Origin of the sequence: Helicobacter sp. CaF467b (genome assembly GCF_022664765.1) — a bacterium.
GTDB classification, from domain to species: Bacteria; Campylobacterota; Campylobacteria; order Campylobacterales; family Helicobacteraceae; genus Helicobacter_D; species Helicobacter_D colisuis.
The window spans coordinates 768880-785346 of sequence record NZ_JALAIY010000001.1; the positions used below are offsets into that span (position 1 = coordinate 768880).

The 16467-nt window shown below is 32.5% G+C and carries 15 protein-coding genes; 7 read left to right on the top strand and 8 right to left on the bottom strand.

Annotated features, from left to right (window positions below; all coding sequences use genetic code 11):
* Position 1: 1 nt before the first annotated feature.
* Positions 2–2044: a glycine--tRNA ligase subunit beta gene (gene glyS, locus MKD52_RS03985; protein ID WP_242099328.1), complete on the bottom strand. Its 2043-nt coding sequence runs from the start codon at positions 2042–2044 to the stop codon at positions 2–4.
* Between the two features lie 136 nt (positions 2045–2180).
* Between glyS and MKD52_RS03990 the strand changes: the two genes are divergently transcribed.
* A complete protein-coding gene (locus MKD52_RS03990) occupies positions 2181–3503 on the top strand; it encodes an ATP-binding protein (protein WP_242099329.1) in 1323 nt (440 codons plus the stop codon).
* 146 nt (positions 3504–3649) lie between these two features.
* Positions 3650–5245, top strand: a complete 1596-nt coding sequence (locus MKD52_RS03995; protein WP_242099330.1) for a methyl-accepting chemotaxis protein — start codon at positions 3650–3652, stop codon at positions 5243–5245.
* Here MKD52_RS03995 and MKD52_RS04000 read toward each other — a convergent pair.
* The gene (locus MKD52_RS04000; protein ID WP_242099331.1) at positions 5242–6195 is read right to left on the bottom strand and encodes a tRNA-dihydrouridine synthase; all 954 of its coding nucleotides are present in this window, start codon (positions 6193–6195) and stop codon (positions 5242–5244) included. The genes MKD52_RS03995 and MKD52_RS04000 overlap by 4 nt on opposite strands.
* 166 nt (positions 6196–6361) lie before the next feature.
* Between MKD52_RS04000 and MKD52_RS04005 the strand changes: the two genes are divergently transcribed.
* Entirely contained in the window at positions 6362–6697 is a 336-nt protein-coding gene (locus MKD52_RS04005) for a DUF5666 domain-containing protein (RefSeq protein ID WP_242099332.1), read from the top strand.
* On the opposite strand, the gene MKD52_RS04010 is transcribed toward MKD52_RS04005, so the two are convergent.
* The 5 genes from MKD52_RS04010 to aroB are packed head-to-tail and all read right to left on the bottom strand — an operon-like array spanning position 6698 to position 12623.
* On the bottom strand, positions 6698–7021 hold the full coding sequence (locus tag MKD52_RS04010; protein ID WP_242099333.1) for a hypothetical protein: 324 nt from the start codon (positions 7019–7021) through the stop codon (positions 6698–6700).
* Entirely contained in the window at positions 7008–8675 is a 1668-nt protein-coding gene (locus MKD52_RS04015) for an ATP-dependent metallopeptidase FtsH/Yme1/Tma family protein (RefSeq protein ID WP_242099334.1), read from the bottom strand. The genes MKD52_RS04010 and MKD52_RS04015 overlap by 14 nt, the downstream gene beginning before the upstream one ends.
* Positions 8662–9933: a tRNA (N(6)-L-threonylcarbamoyladenosine(37)-C(2))-methylthiotransferase MtaB gene (gene mtaB / locus MKD52_RS04020; protein WP_242099335.1), complete on the bottom strand. Its 1272-nt coding sequence runs from the start codon at positions 9931–9933 to the stop codon at positions 8662–8664. The genes MKD52_RS04015 and mtaB overlap by 14 nt, the downstream gene beginning before the upstream one ends.
* A gap of 9 nt (positions 9934–9942) precedes the next feature.
* On the bottom strand, positions 9943–11604 hold the full coding sequence (locus tag MKD52_RS04025; RefSeq protein WP_242099336.1) for a mechanosensitive ion channel domain-containing protein: 1662 nt from the start codon (positions 11602–11604) through the stop codon (positions 9943–9945).
* Complete coding sequence (aroB, locus tag MKD52_RS04030) at positions 11601–12623, bottom strand: 3-dehydroquinate synthase (protein ID WP_242099337.1); 1023 nt, start codon at positions 12621–12623, stop codon at positions 11601–11603. The genes MKD52_RS04025 and aroB overlap by 4 nt, the downstream gene beginning before the upstream one ends.
* Before the next feature lie 185 nt (positions 12624–12808).
* On the opposite strand from aroB, the gene MKD52_RS04035 reads away from it, so the two are divergent.
* The 4 genes from MKD52_RS04035 (at position 12809) to MKD52_RS04050 (ending at position 15682) form a co-directional block, all read left to right on the top strand.
* Complete coding sequence (locus MKD52_RS04035; protein WP_242099338.1) at positions 12809–13159, top strand: multidrug efflux SMR transporter; 351 nt, start codon at positions 12809–12811, stop codon at positions 13157–13159.
* A gap of 173 nt (positions 13160–13332) precedes the next feature.
* Positions 13333–13974, top strand: coding sequence for an IS607-like element ISChh1 family transposase (locus tag MKD52_RS04040; RefSeq protein WP_057040232.1), 642 nt, complete (start codon positions 13333–13335; stop codon positions 13972–13974).
* The gene (locus tag MKD52_RS04045; RefSeq protein ID WP_242099339.1) at positions 13958–15250 is read left to right on the top strand and encodes a transposase; all 1293 of its coding nucleotides are present in this window, start codon (positions 13958–13960) and stop codon (positions 15248–15250) included. The genes MKD52_RS04040 and MKD52_RS04045 overlap by 17 nt, the downstream gene beginning before the upstream one ends.
* Before the next feature lie 87 nt (positions 15251–15337).
* Entirely contained in the window at positions 15338–15682 is a 345-nt protein-coding gene (locus MKD52_RS04050) for a hypothetical protein (protein WP_242099340.1), read from the top strand.
* 1 nt (position 15683) lies between these two features.
* On the opposite strand, the gene MKD52_RS04055 is transcribed toward MKD52_RS04050, so the two are convergent.
* Positions 15684–16283 carry a hypothetical protein gene (locus MKD52_RS04055; RefSeq protein WP_242099341.1) on the bottom strand — a complete coding sequence of 200 codons (600 nt, stop codon included), beginning with the start codon at positions 16281–16283 and terminating at the stop codon, positions 15684–15686.
* Positions 16284–16467: the final 184 nt, after the last annotated feature.

Below are 16467 nucleotides of genomic sequence, written 5' to 3' on the forward strand. Positions count from 1 at the left end.
CCTAAAAGCTAATTTCTTTGATGTCTGCGATTTCAAGGAAAGCTTTGTAGATTTTAGCGATAAGATTTTTACGATTGCTTTTAAAATCTTCATCAGGCGCATTAACCAAAACTTTATCAAAAAAGCGACTTAAAAGTGGATTTAATGCTAAGAGATTCTCTAATTGTTCTTGGTAATTTAAAGTTGCAGACTTTTCTTCATAAGCACAAAAAGCTTTGTAGAGTTCTATTTCTTCACTAGCTAAAAGTTTGTCAGTTTTAATAGAAAGATTAGAATCTAAATTAATCTCTTTGGTGATGTTTGCTACTCGTTTGAAAGTTTGTGTTAATAGGGTTTTATCTTGATTTTTTAGGATAGAATCTAACACAGAGAGCTTTTGATAGATTTGCAATAAATCTCTCTCTCCGGTGGCTAAAACCGCGCGAAGTAATGAAACATTAAAAGAAAGCATAGAATCTAGTCGCTCTAAAATAAAACTTTCTAATTGTTGCAAGTCAAAAGGGCGATAAAGTGGTGCAAGAAGAGAAAAAATCTTTTTGAGATTAAAAGGTAAGTTAAAATGTAAAATAATCTTAATGATTCCGATTGCTGCGCGTCTTAGGGCAAATGGATCTCTAGAACCACTTGGGATTTTTTTGACACTAAATAATCCCAAAAGATTATCAAGTTTGTAAGCAAGGGCAACAAAAGCACTAATGAGATTGCTTGGAAGTGGGCTTTCTTCAGAGTTTGGCAAGTATTGTTCTTTGATTGCTAAAGCGACATTGCTCTCATAACCTAAAGCATTGGCATAGTAATAACCCATAATACCTTGCAAATCGGTAAATTCATAGACCATTTCGCTCATTAAATCTGCTTTAGAAAGGCTAGAGGCTTGATCTAGAATCTCTAAAGTAAGCCCAAAATCTTGTGAATTAAAATTTGTTTGATAAAGCGGTGCTAGCATCTTGATAATTTGTCTCTCTCTTTGGGCTTTATCCCACATTGTCCCTAATCCCTCAACAAAAGTAACCTCTTTGAGTTTTTCTGGATTTAAGCCATTTTTTAAGTCATTATGGTAGAAAAAGAGTGCATCTTCTAATCTAGCTTTTAAAACTTTAATATTGCCTTCAATGATGATTTGATTTTTTTCTGAAAGGCTATTAGAAACCATTACAAAGCCATTGTGGAGTTTTTCATTTTTGTAGGTTGCAAAATAGCGCTGATTGATTTTCATTGAAGTGATGATACAAGGTGGTGGTAACTCTAAAAAGTATTCGCTAAATTCACCAAAAAGCGCTGTTGGGTATTCAGTAATACTAACTATCTCTTCTAAAAGCCCCTCATCAATTTCAACTTTAATCCCTTTTTGGGCTTGGATAGCTTGGATTTCTTGCAAAATCTTTTCGCGTCTTTGATCTTGTTTGAGAATAATCTTGCCTTCTTGTAAGACTTGGAAGTAGTCTTCAAAACTTGCAACTTCTTTGGCATCAAAGCTGATATTACGATGAACAAAAGTTTGAGCTTTGGAATTTGTGCCATAGAGATGAAGGGGGATAAGAGTGTCATTTAGCAAACAGAGAATCCAAGAAATAGGGCGTATAAAAGATTCTCTGTGATTGCTCCAACGCATACTTTTTCCAAAGTTTAGTGATTCTAAAAATTCTTGTGTAATAGTTTGGAGCAGATCTTGTGCAGGTGTTTGTGGAGATTCTTTTTTGAAATATAAGATTTCTTTACCATCTTTTATGAGAGTGGTGGCTTCTTGTTGAGTGATTCCGCATTTTTTAAAAAAACCTAGCGCAGCTTGTGTTGGTTCATTATCTTTGTAAGCGATATTTAAAGGCGGTCCAAAAAATTCAAGTGTTTGAGATTTTTGTGTAATTGGGAATTGTTTTGCAATGAGAACTAAACGCCTTGGTGTGTAGAAAAAATCAAAGTCGCATAATAAGCGATATTTTTCTAAAATTTTTGCAAATTTAGGCTTAATATTTGGAAGCTCTGTTAGAAGCGGGATTGCAGGAAGCTCTTGAGTTCCGATTTCAAGTAAAAAAGTCGTTGTCATTACAATGCCTTAAAATAAAAATGAACGGAATTTTAACAAAACTAATACAATAAAAAGCTTTAATAGCATGATTAATTGATTTTGATTTGGAATAATTTTGTTATAATCTTAGATAAAATTAAATTTGTGGATTAAAATGCTAGAGTGGAATGAAAACTATTCAATTGGAATCTTAATCTTTGGAATTTTGGTTGCGATAACTTGGCTTTTGTTATTTTTTGTTTTTAATTATAGAAAAATCTTGCAAGACAAAACAAAGCTAGAAACAACACTAACAGAAAAGCAAGAAAAAATCAAAATTTTAAGTGAAGAATTAGCTATGCAGCTTGAATATGAAGTAGCTAAGAGAATACACAGCGATCATTTATCAGAATATTTATTTGAAAATAGTTTAAATCCTATTGTGATTGCAAAATATTCTAAAGCAGAAAGGTTTGAGATTTTAAAATACAATCAAAGCGCATTAGAAATCTTAAATATAAAAGCAATGAAAGAATGTTTTTTAGAGTTATTTGGGAGCTTAGAATCGCAAAATTTTGTTTTGTCAAAGATTAATGAAGCATTAGAGCATAAAAAGAAACAAAATTTTAAAACTATTATAAAAAACGAGCGCAAAAATTTGCCTGTGATTGTTTCGGTTCATGCTTTTGTTTATGAAGGCAAAAAGGCATTATATTTTGCTTTTGTAGATATTTCAGAGATTGTGGAATTAGAGCAGAAATTACGCAATAGGCAGGCTATGTTGATACAAAAAAGCAAAATGGAAGAAATGGGAAAAATGCTTGGAAATATCGCGCATCAGTGGAAGCAGCCACTTAATTCACTTTATTTATTGTGCCAAAATCTTAAAGAAATGAGACAATATGGAGAGCTTGATGAAGAGAGGTTTGAGAAGTATATTAAAATTATGTCTGAACAAATTCGATTTATGTCAAAAACTATTGATGAATTTAGAGAATTTTTTAAACCATCAAAGGATATGGAGAGATTTGGGGCTTATGAGGCAATTAAGAATATTTTAGAGTTGTTTTATCAGCTTATAGACAAAAGAATTACAATAGAACTTAACATAGATGAAAAAGCGAGTATTTTGGCTAGTAAAAATGAATTTCAGCAAATTATTGTGGTGCTTTTGGATAATGCTATTGATGCGATTAGAGCAAGGTTTTTAAAAAATGAGATTGATGAGGGGAAGATTGTGATTTCTTGTGATAAAGATCAGAAAAATAAACTTTGTTTTTTAAAGATTAGAGATAATGGTGGTGGTATTAGCGAAGAGATAGGAAAGAAAATTTTTGAGAGTTATTTTACAACTAAAGAAAATGGTAGTGGGATTGGACTTGCCATGGTTTTTGTGATTTTGGAAAAAATGGGTGGCAGCATTTCTTATAGCAACTGCAAAGATGGGGTGGAGTTTCAAATCAAAATGCCTTTTGCTAGAGATAATATAAATTTGTAATGATAAAAAATATGAAGGTTTAGATTGCGATAGGAGATGAAAAAGCTTTTGAAAGTACATTTAATGAAATTAAAAAAGTAAATGGTGTATAATGCCACCTAAAGTTTTTTAGATAACTCTTTTTAGAAAGCTGGGGATTATAGGACATGAAAATATTCAAAACAATTCGATCTAAAATTATTGCGCTTATTGTAGTATTTTTGGCAGTGCTTTTGGGGTTGGTGCATTTTAATCTCAACAGGGGGCTAGAGAACATTGTAGAAGATAGCTTTAGAAAGGAGCTAAACAAACTTAATGCAATGCTTTTTGAGGGATTGGAAGTGGCTATGAATACAGGAGATCCCATAATTATAGGTAGCTTTATTGAGGGATCTAAAAAAGTTCCTGGAATTGTGAATATGGAAGTTTTTCCTGCTAAAAATGTTATTGAACTTATGGGGCTTGATAAAGAATATACAAATAAGCAAGAGATTTTAGATGTTTTTGCCAGTAAAGAAGAATTGTTACGACCTTATGAAGCTAATAAAGACAAAGGTTATTTAATGGCAAAGCCAATTATCGCAGAAGAGTCTTGTCTTATGTGTCATGCTACTTCGCAAATAGGCGATGTGCTTGGAGTTGCTGAAATGCAAGTTTCAAGTAAAGAATTAGTTGAAAATTCTAATGTTATAAAATATAAAATTGTATTTTATATAGTGTTAGTGGGTATTATTTTATTATTGTTGCTTTTGTTTTTTATTAATCGTTGGGTTTTTTATCCAATTTCTAATTTATCTAATATGGCTTATGATCTCTCTCAAGGCGATGGGGATTTGACTAAGCGTTTGCCTGCAAAAAATGGCAATGAAATATCTAGAGCAAATTCTTATATTAATGATTTTATAGAAAAAATTGGAAATATGGTTTCAAATGCTAAAGAGCTAAGTCATCAAAACATTGCTCAAGCCAACAGGCTTTTTGTGGCTTCTAAAGAGATTAATGAAAGAATAGGGAAGTCTGTAGAAGTAGTCCAAAATAGCACCAAGCTTGGGAAAAATATTGAGAGTATGCTAAGCGATTCGATGGAATTGGTGCAAAGAAATACTCACAATATCCAAGAAACAACTAAGCAGCTTTTGCAAACAAAAGAAATGCTTATCCAAGTAGCTAATGATGTGCAAGAAAATGTTAATGCAGAGCATCATATTGCAGATGGATTGGCAATGAGCGCACAAGAAACAGACAAAATCAAAGATGTTTTGAGTATAATTTCTGAAATTGCTGATCAAACAAGCTTATTGGCACTTAATGCTAATATTGAAGCAGCACGGGCTGGAGAAGCAGGCAGGGGATTTGCTGTAGTAGCTGATGAGGTAAGGAAACTAGCAGAAAGAACGCAAAAAAGCTTGAGTGAAATTAATGCAGTTGTGAATACTATTATTCAGTCTATTAGCGATTCTAATAGTGCAATGAGCGATAATGTTCAAAAAATTAGCAGGGTTTCTGATTCTTCTATGGATAGCACTAGAATCCTTGAAAGTAATGTTAAGGCTTTGGAAGGTTCTGTGCAGGCATCTTTGGAGACAATGCAGAAAATGCAAGATCTCTTTTCTAATGTAAGTGAAGTCTTAAAACAAGTAGGAGAAGTAGAAAAACTTACACAAGAAAATACACAAAGTGTAGATTTGATTAATGAAATTACGCAAGAAATTTCAGAAAAAGCAAATGGACTAAATGATCAGCTTGATTCTTTTAAATGCTAATTTTCAAAATCGCTATGCGAAAAGAAATTTAAAATCTCCTCACGCATAGTAGTTGGGTTGGTGATAGCATTAACTTTGCTGCGAAACTCACTAGCACCTTTTAGTCCTTTAGAGTAGGCGTGGAGGTTCTTTCTAAACATAATGGCTCCATAATCCCCTCTAAATTCAATTGTTCTATCAAAATGTTCTAGGGCAACTTGTTTTCTTAGCGCAACTGATTCTTCTAGATTATTTTTAATTTGTGTAAAAATCCATGGCTTTTCAATAGCAGATCTTCCTATCATAATACCATCAGCCCCTGTGAATTCTTTCACTTTTTTTGCTGTTTCTGGGGAATTAATTTCACCATTTGCGATAAGTGGGTGAGGAATATTTTCTTTAATGATTCTAATTGAATCATAATCAATTTTGTCTTTTTTATAACCATCGCTCTTAGTTCTACCATGCACCACAACATAATCAATAGGAGAATCGCTAAGAGCTTTGGCAATTTCTAAAGGGATTTTTTTATCAAATCCTAAACGAACCTTAACGCTAAGATAAGGGAAAAGACTAGTTTTTCTTAAAAGATTTAGAATCTTAACTAGCTTATTTAAGTCTTTAAGCAAAGAACTTCCACTCCCATGACTTGAGACTTTTGGAGCAGGACAGCCGCAGTTTAGATCAAGAATCTGAATGGAATCTTTGAATTGGTTTAAAAATTCAACAGCCCTTTGGATAATCTGGAAATCATTCCCTGCAATTTGCAATGCAAAGGGATTTTCAAGGGGAGATTTTTCTATCATTTTGATTGTTTTTTTATTTTGAAAAGCAAGAGCATGGACACTTATCATCTCACTCACAGTAATATCTGCACCAAACTTTTTAACAACTTCTCTAAAGGGTAAATCGCTATAGCCTGCTAATGGAGCTAACATAAGAGTGTTTTGCTTAATAATAGATTCTTTCAAATATAAGCCTTTTTAGCGTGGGATTTTATCATAAAAATTAGAATCTTGGTATGGAATGTAGTTTTGCGATTGATAGAAATTTCAAGAAAAATTTTATTAATCTTGACAAAAAATACACAAAAAACTACTACAATTCTAAATGAATTTTTACAAGAAAGGATTAAAAATGAAAATCAAGAAAATTATTACAGGGTTGTTAGCAGTGGGTTTGTTTAGTCTTTCAGCAGTGGCAGATTTTGATATTGATGGGCAAATTACTCAAATTAATGATGCTAAAAAAACAATTACAATTGCAGGACCAAGTGGAAATGTAGAAATACAAGTGTTTCCTTATACAGAGTTAAAAGGAGATGATTGTGGTATGTTTGGTGCATGGGATACTCATGAGAAATTTAGTGCTTTAAAAGTGGGAATGTTTGTGAGTGTTGATGCGATTCCACAAGCGCAAGGTATGCTTGGAGCAAAAGAAATTGAATGGCAATGTGGTAGAAAAGCTTACTGATTAAAAGGCAATCACTAAGCCAAATTGGCTTAGGTGGTTGCATTCTTCAAAATTAAAAGAATTTTTTGAAATAAAAAAATAAATTTTACATTTATACTTTAAAATTTCCGTTAGTTTGCGCTGATAAATTAGTGATAAATCCAAATGGGTAAAAAAAACCAAAAGAATACTTTGAATGCGTTGCTGTTTTTTGAGTGTGGAGAGTGTGTAATCAATAGATTTTTGCCATTCTTTTTGGATTCCAATTACACTAAAAGGATTTAAAAGTTCTTTTGGAATAAAGTGTGGAGTGCAAGATTCTCCAAAAATCTTATAATTCTGCATGGATTAAATCTCTAATTTCGTGGTATTCTAATTTTTCCTTAGTTAAGAGTTCTTTTTGGATTTTCTCCAAAAGATATTTATAGTTTTTAAAGAAACTTAGGCGATCATTTTTGCAATCTTCTAGTATTCTTACCATATCTTTTTCGCTACCAAGCAATAATTCTCCCATACCATAAGATTCTACCATTTTATGAGCTAATTTTTTGGCTTCATTCAAGTCATCTTTAGCATAAGAATAGCTTTCATTATAAAGTAACTCTAATGCAGCAATTCCAGATAGATGAATTTTGATTTGATTTTCCAGCTCATTTTTGCTTAAGAGCTCTTTATCAAGGTATTTTAGAGTGTTGCTCATTAAAGTAATTTTTTCAAAAGGAATTTCAAACCAATAAGCACTAAACGCCTTTGCGGCTTGATAATACGCTAGGATTTCTTTTTCTTTTTCATCATAGCTTAATTTTTTTCTAATCCCTACAATTACCTTATCGCGAACATTTAAAATATCTTCTTTTTGGATAATATTAGAGTTTCGCTTGATAGCAAAAAGTGCCGCTTCATTGACCAAAGAAGCAAGTGCAGCTCCACTAAACCCCACGCAAAGCTTAGCGACTTCTTCATAGTTAAAATCACAATTTTTGTCTCTTGTATGCACTTTTAAAATCTTAATGCGTTCTTGCAAATTGGGTAATTCTATAAAAATTCGTCGATCAAATCTCCCGCTTCTAAGTAGAGCTTCGTCCATTGATTCTATGTTGTTAGTCGCCCCAATGACAATAATTCCGCTACTATCTTCAAAACCATCCATTTCTGTTAAGAGTTGGTTGAGTGTGGTTTCGCGCTCTTCATTACGCATTCCACCACGCGCCTTGCCAACAGCATCAATTTCATCAATAAAAATAATCGCAGGTGCGTTGAGTTTGGCTTTGGTAAATAAATCATGCACTCTCTTAGCGCCCATTCCCACATAAATTTGCACAAAACTTGCACCACTTTGGTAATAAAAGGGAACCTTTGCTTCTCCTGCTAATGCTTTTGCGATGAGTGTTTTCCCAACACCAGGGGGTCCTACTAAAAGCACGCCTTTGGGGAGTTTCACGCCAAAATCTTGGTATTTTTTTGGGAATCTTAGATAATCTACAATCTCTTTTAGCTCTTCTTTGGCTTCTGAGATTCCTGCTACATCTTCAAAGCCAAGATGAGAAGTAATGGGCTTGATATTATGCAAAAGAAAGGCTTCAGAAGCAATAGCTCGTGCTTGTTTTTGATAGTCAGAATCTTTTTGGGAGTTGTTTTGTAGGTTTTTTTGGGGTTTAGTTAAAAAGAATAAAATTACAAGCATCAATAACAACGCTAACAAAAATAAAGCAAAATTTTCTAAAATACTATTTTCTTGCGTAATTTCTAAAGGTATTGTTTGTCCAAAACTTTTTAAATCAATCGTGTCTTTGGCAATTTTATAATTTTTACCATCAAGATTAAAATAAAGATAGTCTCCTTTGATTTTTGCTTGTGTGGGTAGGGAGTCTTGGAGTATTTTATCTAGATGGGTTGTGCTAATTAAGATAGCATTGTCTTTTAGAACAAAAATACTAAAGATAACAATTGCAAATATTAGGGTAAAAATTCCAAAATAGAGGGTTTTAAATTTCTGCATAGTTTTTATCCATTTGTGGTATAAAGTGTGGTATTGTAATCCACGAATCTTTGGTTAATTGGGTTTTAGAAGTGATTTGAATCTTGTTGTAATATTCATCAAAACCACTAGCAAGATAAGAATTTTCATTGCTTTTTACTTCTTCAATCAAGACATTGAGAGGCTTATTGTCTTTTGAGAGTTTTTTCCTAAAGGTAAAATTGTTTTCTGCAACTTTGGATTCGATTTGTTTTTTGCGGATTTTTGAAATATCTCCAGAAACTATTTCTTTTAGTGAAGCTGAAAAAGTCCCTGTTCTAGGACTATAAATAAAGCTATGAAGATGTGTAAGGGGGAATAAAACAAAGTTATTAAAAGCTTCTTCCCAAATTTTTTGGCTTTCTTGTGGGTGTCCAACGATAAAGTCACTTCCTAATGCAAAGCCTTTTTTGGCTAAGGCATTAAAAAGCTCTAAATCTTTTTCAAAAATATTTTGGCGATTCATAAGCTTTAGCATAAAAGGAGAAGTATGTTGTAGTGCAATGTGTAGGTGTTTTTCAATCTTTGGGTGATCTAGAAAATCTAAAAAATCTTGTGTGATTTGTGAGGGTTCAAGACTCCCTAGGCGCAGTCGTTTGACTTCGGGAATTGCGCAAATTGATTCTAATAGGTTAGTTAAACTTTCATTTAAATCTTTACCCCAACTTCCCATATTAGTGCCAGTTAAGATAAATTCGCTAAAGCCATTTTGTGTGAGCTTGGCAATTTGATTGATAATTTTATTTTTCTCAAAACTTCTTGCTTTTCCCCTTACACTAGGAATAATACAATAAGAACATGCAAAATCACAACCTTCTTGAATCTTGATAAAAGCACGACTTTTACCAATAAAATCACTAATAATGTTGCGATCTAAACTCTCTAAATCACCTTCTAAATAAAAATTTTGGGTGCGCTTTAAAATTTCATTGATTGATTCTTTATAAGAATGACCAAAAGCACCGATAATAAGTCCTTTTTGTAATAATTCCTGTCCTTGAGTTTTCACACCGCAGCCGGTAAAAAAGATTTTTTTACCCTCATTTTGAAGGCGATTAATGTAGTTTCTAACTCCACTATCAGCGCCATTAGTAACAGTGCAAGAATTCACTACAATAATATCTGAATCTTCTTCATAAGGGGTTTGCGAAAAATCCTTTAGGGAATGAATCATAACTTGTGTATCAAAAAGGTTGGTGCGACAACCAAAGGTTTTAAAAAATACTTTAGGTTTTTGCATAGGGAACTTTCATGTAAGTGGGATTGAGCCATTGGTTTTAGGCAATGTGCTAGAGAGTTTATTGCCCTCATAAATTGTGGTGCTTGGATAAGCAATTTTGATATTTTCTTCTTTTAAAATAAGATCAATAATTTCAGAGCTTATGGTGCTTCTAAGAGCTAGAGTGGCATAGGCATTGGTGAGATACCATACAGATATTTTAATCCCATTTTGCTCTAAAAGACTAAATACGCGCGGTTCTACATTGGTATTTTTAAAGGTGTAGCGATCGCGCAATTTATTGAATTGTTTTCTTGTGGATTCTGTGTATCCTTTGGCGTATTTTTTTGCACATTCTCTAGCGATATGACAAGCCTTAGCGTGATCTGAATCAAAGGTAATAGTAAAGTCAATACCATCCCAAACGGTTTTGATTCCTCCGTGGGTGTAGTTTGAAAACATAGTGGTAAAAACAAAGTTATTAGGGATAAAAATGACACGCCCAGCTCGGCGATTTTCGGTATAAGTTGTGAGTGTGATGTCTTCATATAAGGTAATGCGTAAAATTGAAATATCAAGCACATCGCCTACATACACAGCCCCTTCTTTGACGACTTTGATTCTATCACCTGCATGCACAGAACCACCCACAACAATAACAATCCAGCCCAAAACAGACATAAAAAGATCTTTCATTGCAATAGCCAAACCAGCAGAGGCAAATCCAAGCACAGTAACAAGGTAACCCACATTATCTAAATAGGAAAAAAGTAAAATAAGGATAATAAGAGAAATATTTAAAAAATTAATGATTTTGTTGGTAGTGTAGATTCTTTCGTTATCGTGAATGTATTTGCGCACTCCAAGTTTGATAAAAAAAGCAATTCCCAAAAGAATTAAAATGCTAACACCAATTGTAATTCCCTTAATGATCTGGGATTTGATTTGTGAGGTTAGATGATTATTAACTTCTTCAATCTCTTTAGAAAAAATTTGTAAAGTTGTGGCAAAAATATTTTTGGTATTTTCTAGGATTTTTAATGCATTGGTGGTGTTTTTGATTTCCTCATAGATTTGATTGATGCTACTAAAAATGCAGTAATTTGTGGCACAAATTTGTTGAATCTTTGTTTTATCTTTAGAAGTTTCATAAAGAACAAGTAAATTTTTAAGTAGTTGCTCTTTTTGTCGGAGTTGCGAGATATTTTCTTCAAGAGTTTCATAATTTTTTTGGAGATTCCCTAGCTCCTCATTATTTTTTTTGATACGAGAGAGAGCATTAATAATCAAAATAGGATTAGTAACATTGGTAGTTTTTTCTAATTCATTAGGCTCGATAAGTTCTTTAAAGGGCGCATCTTTGTAGTGCCCTAGCAGATCTTTTTGGTTTTGGAGAGCTATGAGATTTCGTTTAAGGTTATTGAGTTGAGTTTGATTTTCAAGTGTGTTTGGGGATTCTTGAAGTGCTTGAATTTCTTTTTTGGTTTGATTGAGATTAAAGCTCACTTGCTGATAAGCTTGATAGTTTGAATATTTTTTCATCCAAATATTATTTTGGTGATTAAGAAAATTGTTAATTTTTGTGATTTGTGAATCGATTTGTTTAATTTGCTGAATATCATCCTTGAGTTCTGCAAATAGCGGAGTTAGAAATAAAAACAGGAGAGAAATTAAATGCAGAAGTTTTTTCATGCAAATTCCTCTAAGACCTCAATAATCGTAGATTTTGGAATATTAGTTTGGAAAGAAAAATTACCAATGCCACTAGGCAAAATAAAGGTGATTTGATTGTTTTGGCTTTTTTTATCTAAGAAAAAGGCTTGATAAAATGATTCTGTATTTTTAATCTTGTAGCTTGTAGGCAAATGGAATCTTTGAAGGGTTTTTAAGATAAGCTTAGATTCTTCTTGTGTGATGAGATTGAGTTTTAAAGCAAGGGTATTTGCCATAACCATTCCCAAGCTTACGGCTTCTCCATGAAGATAAGTCCCATAGCCACTTTGTAGTTCAATAATATGTCCAAAGGTATGCCCATAGTTTAGAGCTGCTCTAATTCCTTTTTCTTTTTCATCTTCTGCAACAACTTTTGCCTTGATAGATACAGCTTTGTAAATGACTTGTAAAAGGGCATTTGAATCATTGAGATTGGAGGTGCAAAGCTGATTAAAAAAGTCCTTATCAAAACAAATAGCCATTTTAATAACTTCTGCAACTCCGGCACTAAATTCTCTTGGCGGTAAAGTTTGCAAGAATTCTGTGTCAATATAAACTGCCTTGGGTTGATGAAAAAGCCCAATGAGATTTTTCCCAAATTGATTGTTAATTCCTGTTTTGCCTCCAACACTTGAATCCACTTGTGAAAGCAAGGTTGTAGGGATTTGAATAAAGTGGATTCCGCGCATAAAGATTCCTGCGGCAAATCCTACCATATCACCAATTACTCCTCCGCCAAAAGCGATCATTAAGGAATTTCTATCAAGGCGATGGTTAAAAGCAGCCTCTAAAATAATTTCAACACTTTGAAAATTTTTATAAGATTCTCCATCTTGGAGACAAATGCAATACACCTCAGTAGCTTCAAGGTTAGCAAGCAGCTTTTGTAGATGTAAGCCTGCAATTTTTGGATTTGTAATAACTAAAACTTTACCCCTGTGCTTGATTTTAGGTAGAGCACCAAAAGAAATTGTGTAACTAGGTAGTGTAATTTCCACTTAAATTGCCTTTGAAAAATAGTTCTGTATTTTAACACTTTTTATTTTTAGAAAAGCTTTTATGCTATAATTTTGCTATGAAAGTCTTTAAACTTCAACAAACCATCGATCCTCCTTGTTATTAATTTTTCTGCATTACAATTTAATTTTTGTAAATATTTTTAATTCAAAAGGGTTTTTAAGAAATGTTTCGTGCGTGGTTATTTTTAATAATGGCTATTTTTTGTGAGGTATTTGGGGTTTCTGTTATGAATTATTCTGGGCAAGTTAATAAGTTTTTTGCTTATGGTTGTATGTTTTTTATGCTGGGAATTTCGTATTATTTTATGTCTTTGGCTATCCAAAGAATTAATGTAGGCACGGCGTATGCCATTTGGGAAATTGTAGGTTTATCATTGATTACGATTATTTCGGTTTTTATTTTTGACAATCATTTAAATACACAGGAGTATATTGGGCTTACTTTGGCATTAATTGGGATTATTTTAGTAAATTTAGGTGAGAAACACTCTAGTCAAGATGATTTGGGGCGGTAAATAATGTTTATATTTGTGGCAATTGGCGTGAGGTTCGTGTTTATGGATTTTTTAAGCTTTTGATGGGGGGGTTGGAAACTGCTAAGTAAATTCTAAAAAAATCTATAAAATTATATAAATATTTTATAGATTTTACTTGACTGATTTTCTAAAATTTTGTTATAATGCCACTTATGAATAAATTATTATCAATCGGTCAAGCTAGTAAAGCTCTTGGTGTTACTATCCAAACTCTTAGAAATTGGGATAAAAAAGGCTTGTTAAAGCCTGATGATATGACCAAAGGTGGAGAGCGTAGGTATAAACTAGAAACATTAAAAGCTATAAATAAAAACCTAGTTTTTAATAAAGATAGCTTAAAAACTATTGCTTATGCTCGTGTTTCTAGCCACGACCAAAAAGATGATTTAATAAGACAAGTTCAAGTCTTAGAGCTATATTGTTCTAAACAAGGCTTTAATTATGAAGTTATACAAGATTTAGGCTCTGGTATGAATTATTATAAAAAAGGCTTAACTAAATTGCTAAATCAAATTCTAGATGGTAAAGTAAAAAGACTAGTTTTAACTCACAAAGACAGACTTTTACGCTTTGGTGCTGAGTTAGTATTTTCTATATGTCAAGCCAAAGAAGTAGAAGTAATAATCATAAATAAAGGCGAAGAAAGCGTAAAATTTGAAGAAGAATTAGCCAAAGATGTGTTAGAAATAATCACAGTATTTTCAGCTAGACTTTATGGCTCACGCTCAAAGAAAAATAAAAAACTTTTAGATGAAATGCAAGAAGTGGTGGTAGCAAATGTCAGCGAACAATAATGAACTTATTAGCATTTCTCATAAGGTAGAATTAAAGCCAAACAATAAGGCTAAAACTCATTTTAAAAAAGCCTTTGGTTGTGCTAGACTTGCTTATAATTGGGGACTCGCTAAATGGCAAGAATACTATAAGCAAGGCATTAAAAAATCTCATTTAGAGCTTAAAAAAGAGTTTAATGCTATAAAAAAAGAACAATTTCCTTTTACTTATGAAGTAAGTAAATATGCTACGCAACAGCCTTTTTTAAATCTAAATCTAGCATTTCAAAAATTTTTTAGAGATTTAAAACAAGGTAAAGTAAGCTATCCAAAGTTTAAGAAAAAAAGAGATAACTTTGGCTCTTACTACATAGGTGGAGACCAAGCAATAATCAAAGATGAAAAATATCTAAAAGTGCCAAATTTAGGACTTGTAAAAATGAAAGAGAAATTGAGATTTAATGGTAAAATCAATTCTTTTACTATTTCTCAAAGTGCTGATAAATTCTTTGTTTCTTTTAGTATGCAAATCAGTAAAGATGAGTATCTAAAAACTCATAATAAAGCTAAAAATAATAATCTAGCACTTGGCATAGATGTAGGCTTAAAATCGTTTTTAAGTTTATCTAATGGCTTAGAGATAAAAGCACCTAAACCATTAGCTAAGCTTAATCGCTTAATGATAAAAAGAGCTAGACAGCTAAGCAAAAAGCAACACGCAAAAACCAAGCAAGAAGCATTACAAGGCATTAAAAAATCTAGCAATTATCTAAAAGCAAGTATTAAGCTAAATAAATTACATCGTAAAATCGCAAATATAAGAAGTGATTTTTTACACAAGCTTACTTCTAGCTTGACAGCAAATGTTAAATATTTTTGCTTAGAGGATTTAAATGTAAAAGGGATGATGAGTAATCATAGACTTGCTAAATCTATAAGCGATGTAAGTTTTTATGAGTTTAAAAGGCAATTAGAATATAAATCTAGCTACAATGATAAAGGAATCTATCAAGTAGATAGATTTTATCCTAGTTCTAAATTATGCTCTAATTGTGGAACTATAAAAGAGAATTTAACTCTAAAAGATAGAGTTTATATTTGCGATGAATGTGGAATTAGCATTGATAGAGACTATAATGCTAGTCTTAATTTGCTTTCACAATTACAGCAAAAAATAGGCAAAGTTCTTGCCGAATTTACGCCTGCGGACTTGACAGCTCTGTTGAATGATTTAGCAATAAATCAAATAGCAACTAGCAAGGTTGAGGCAGGAATACAACAAAAATCCTATTTATAGAGTTTTATATCTTTTTATAGGATTTTATAGGTTTGTAAGAACGGAAACATAGCAAGGTATTGGAATAAAAACAAACAAGGAAAGAGGATGAAAAAGATTGTTTTTATTTTTTGCCTTTTGATTTGTGGAGCGTTTGCAGAGATTAGGATTTATCCTAATGGAGATTCTACTTTAAAAAATGGCAATATTTATTTTCACGACAATGGAGAGACTAACTATAGAAATGGCAATACGCTTTTTTTGGATAATGGAGAGAGGATAGAAAAAAGAGGCGATAGCTATTATAATAGTAATGGAGAATCTACTTTTAAAAGAGGTGATGTTTATTACCACGATAATGGAGGAATGAGCTGGGATTTTGGTGGTAATATGATTCATAGTGATGAAGAAAGCAAAGAGAGAATGAGGGACATAAGAGATTTTGAGTGGTAATTCACTCATTTTCTTTTAGAATTCTCTCTAATTCCTCATCGCTTAATTCTTCATAATTAATAGTCTCTTTATTGTCTTTTGGGACATAGTTTTTGCCAAAGGCACTCTCTTTCAAATCCAAAAAGATTTTTTGCACTCGTTCTGCAGCTGCAATGATAGTCGGATCTGCTTGGTGTTCTTTAGCAAATTTTAGCATTTTTAAAAGCTCATTTCTAGCCACCACTGCACTTAGGGCAATGTTTTTTTGAATGTAGTTTAGATTAATGGCATTAGTTAGAATCTTATCTGTGCTATCCTCTAGGATATTGTTTAAAATCATCTCATCAATAAGATAAGCATCATCACCCAAATTTCGCTTAATCTGACTTTTTGTGTCTTCTGCAATGAGTTGCATCACGCTTCCAAATTCTTTTTTGACTAGATCTTTTTGGAGATGTTTTTCGCTAATTCCTGCAATAGCACTCCCTGCTTCCCATTTTTCACTTGATACCCAATGGGCAAAGGTGCGATAGGGGATGTTAAACCTCTTTGCAACTTCTTTGATGCTTTCATTGTGGGAGAGAAAATAGATTTTTGCTTCATTTTTTTGATTGAGCGCCATTTTAACCCTTTAATTTTTGGGTGGATTTTATCAAAATAGGGTTTTAAAAATAAGGATTAAAAAGGAGTAAAGATGTTAATGCTATGCGGTGGTGGATATAGTGTAGATACGGGGGGGGGGGGGAATTTGGGAGTTTGGTTTTAGGATGTGTTGCAGTTTAAGCGCAACCCAAGAAGTTATTTTT

What these genes read in the sequence shown, in the direction of transcription:
- glyS (WP_242099328.1), bottom strand. Translation starts at nt 2,044, where the DNA reads ATGACAACGACTTTTTTACTTGAAATCGGAACTCAAGAGCTTCCTGCA.
- MKD52_RS03990 (WP_242099329.1), top strand. Translation starts at nt 2,181, where the DNA reads ATGCTAGAGTGGAATGAAAACTATTCAATTGGAATCTTAATCTTTGGA.
- MKD52_RS03995 (WP_242099330.1), top strand. Translation starts at nt 3,650, where the DNA reads ATGAAAATATTCAAAACAATTCGATCTAAAATTATTGCGCTTATTGTA.
- MKD52_RS04005 (WP_242099332.1), top strand. Translation starts at nt 6,362, where the DNA reads ATGAAAATCAAGAAAATTATTACAGGGTTGTTAGCAGTGGGTTTGTTT.
- MKD52_RS04010 (WP_242099333.1), bottom strand. Translation starts at nt 7,021, where the DNA reads ATGCAGAATTATAAGATTTTTGGAGAATCTTGCACTCCACACTTTATT.
- MKD52_RS04015 (WP_242099334.1), bottom strand. Translation starts at nt 8,675, where the DNA reads ATGCAGAAATTTAAAACCCTCTATTTTGGAATTTTTACCCTAATATTT.
- mtaB (WP_242099335.1), bottom strand. Translation starts at nt 9,933, where the DNA reads ATGCAAAAACCTAAAGTATTTTTTAAAACCTTTGGTTGTCGCACCAAC.
- MKD52_RS04025 (WP_242099336.1), bottom strand. Translation starts at nt 11,604, where the DNA reads ATGAAAAAACTTCTGCATTTAATTTCTCTCCTGTTTTTATTTCTAACT.
- MKD52_RS04035 (WP_242099338.1), top strand. Translation starts at nt 12,809, where the DNA reads ATGTTTCGTGCGTGGTTATTTTTAATAATGGCTATTTTTTGTGAGGTA.
- MKD52_RS04040 (WP_057040232.1), top strand. Translation starts at nt 13,333, where the DNA reads ATGAATAAATTATTATCAATCGGTCAAGCTAGTAAAGCTCTTGGTGTT.
- MKD52_RS04045 (WP_242099339.1), top strand. Translation starts at nt 13,958, where the DNA reads ATGTCAGCGAACAATAATGAACTTATTAGCATTTCTCATAAGGTAGAA.
- MKD52_RS04050 (WP_242099340.1), top strand. Translation starts at nt 15,338, where the DNA reads ATGAAAAAGATTGTTTTTATTTTTTGCCTTTTGATTTGTGGAGCGTTT.
- MKD52_RS04055 (WP_242099341.1), bottom strand. Translation starts at nt 16,283, where the DNA reads ATGGCGCTCAATCAAAAAAATGAAGCAAAAATCTATTTTCTCTCCCAC.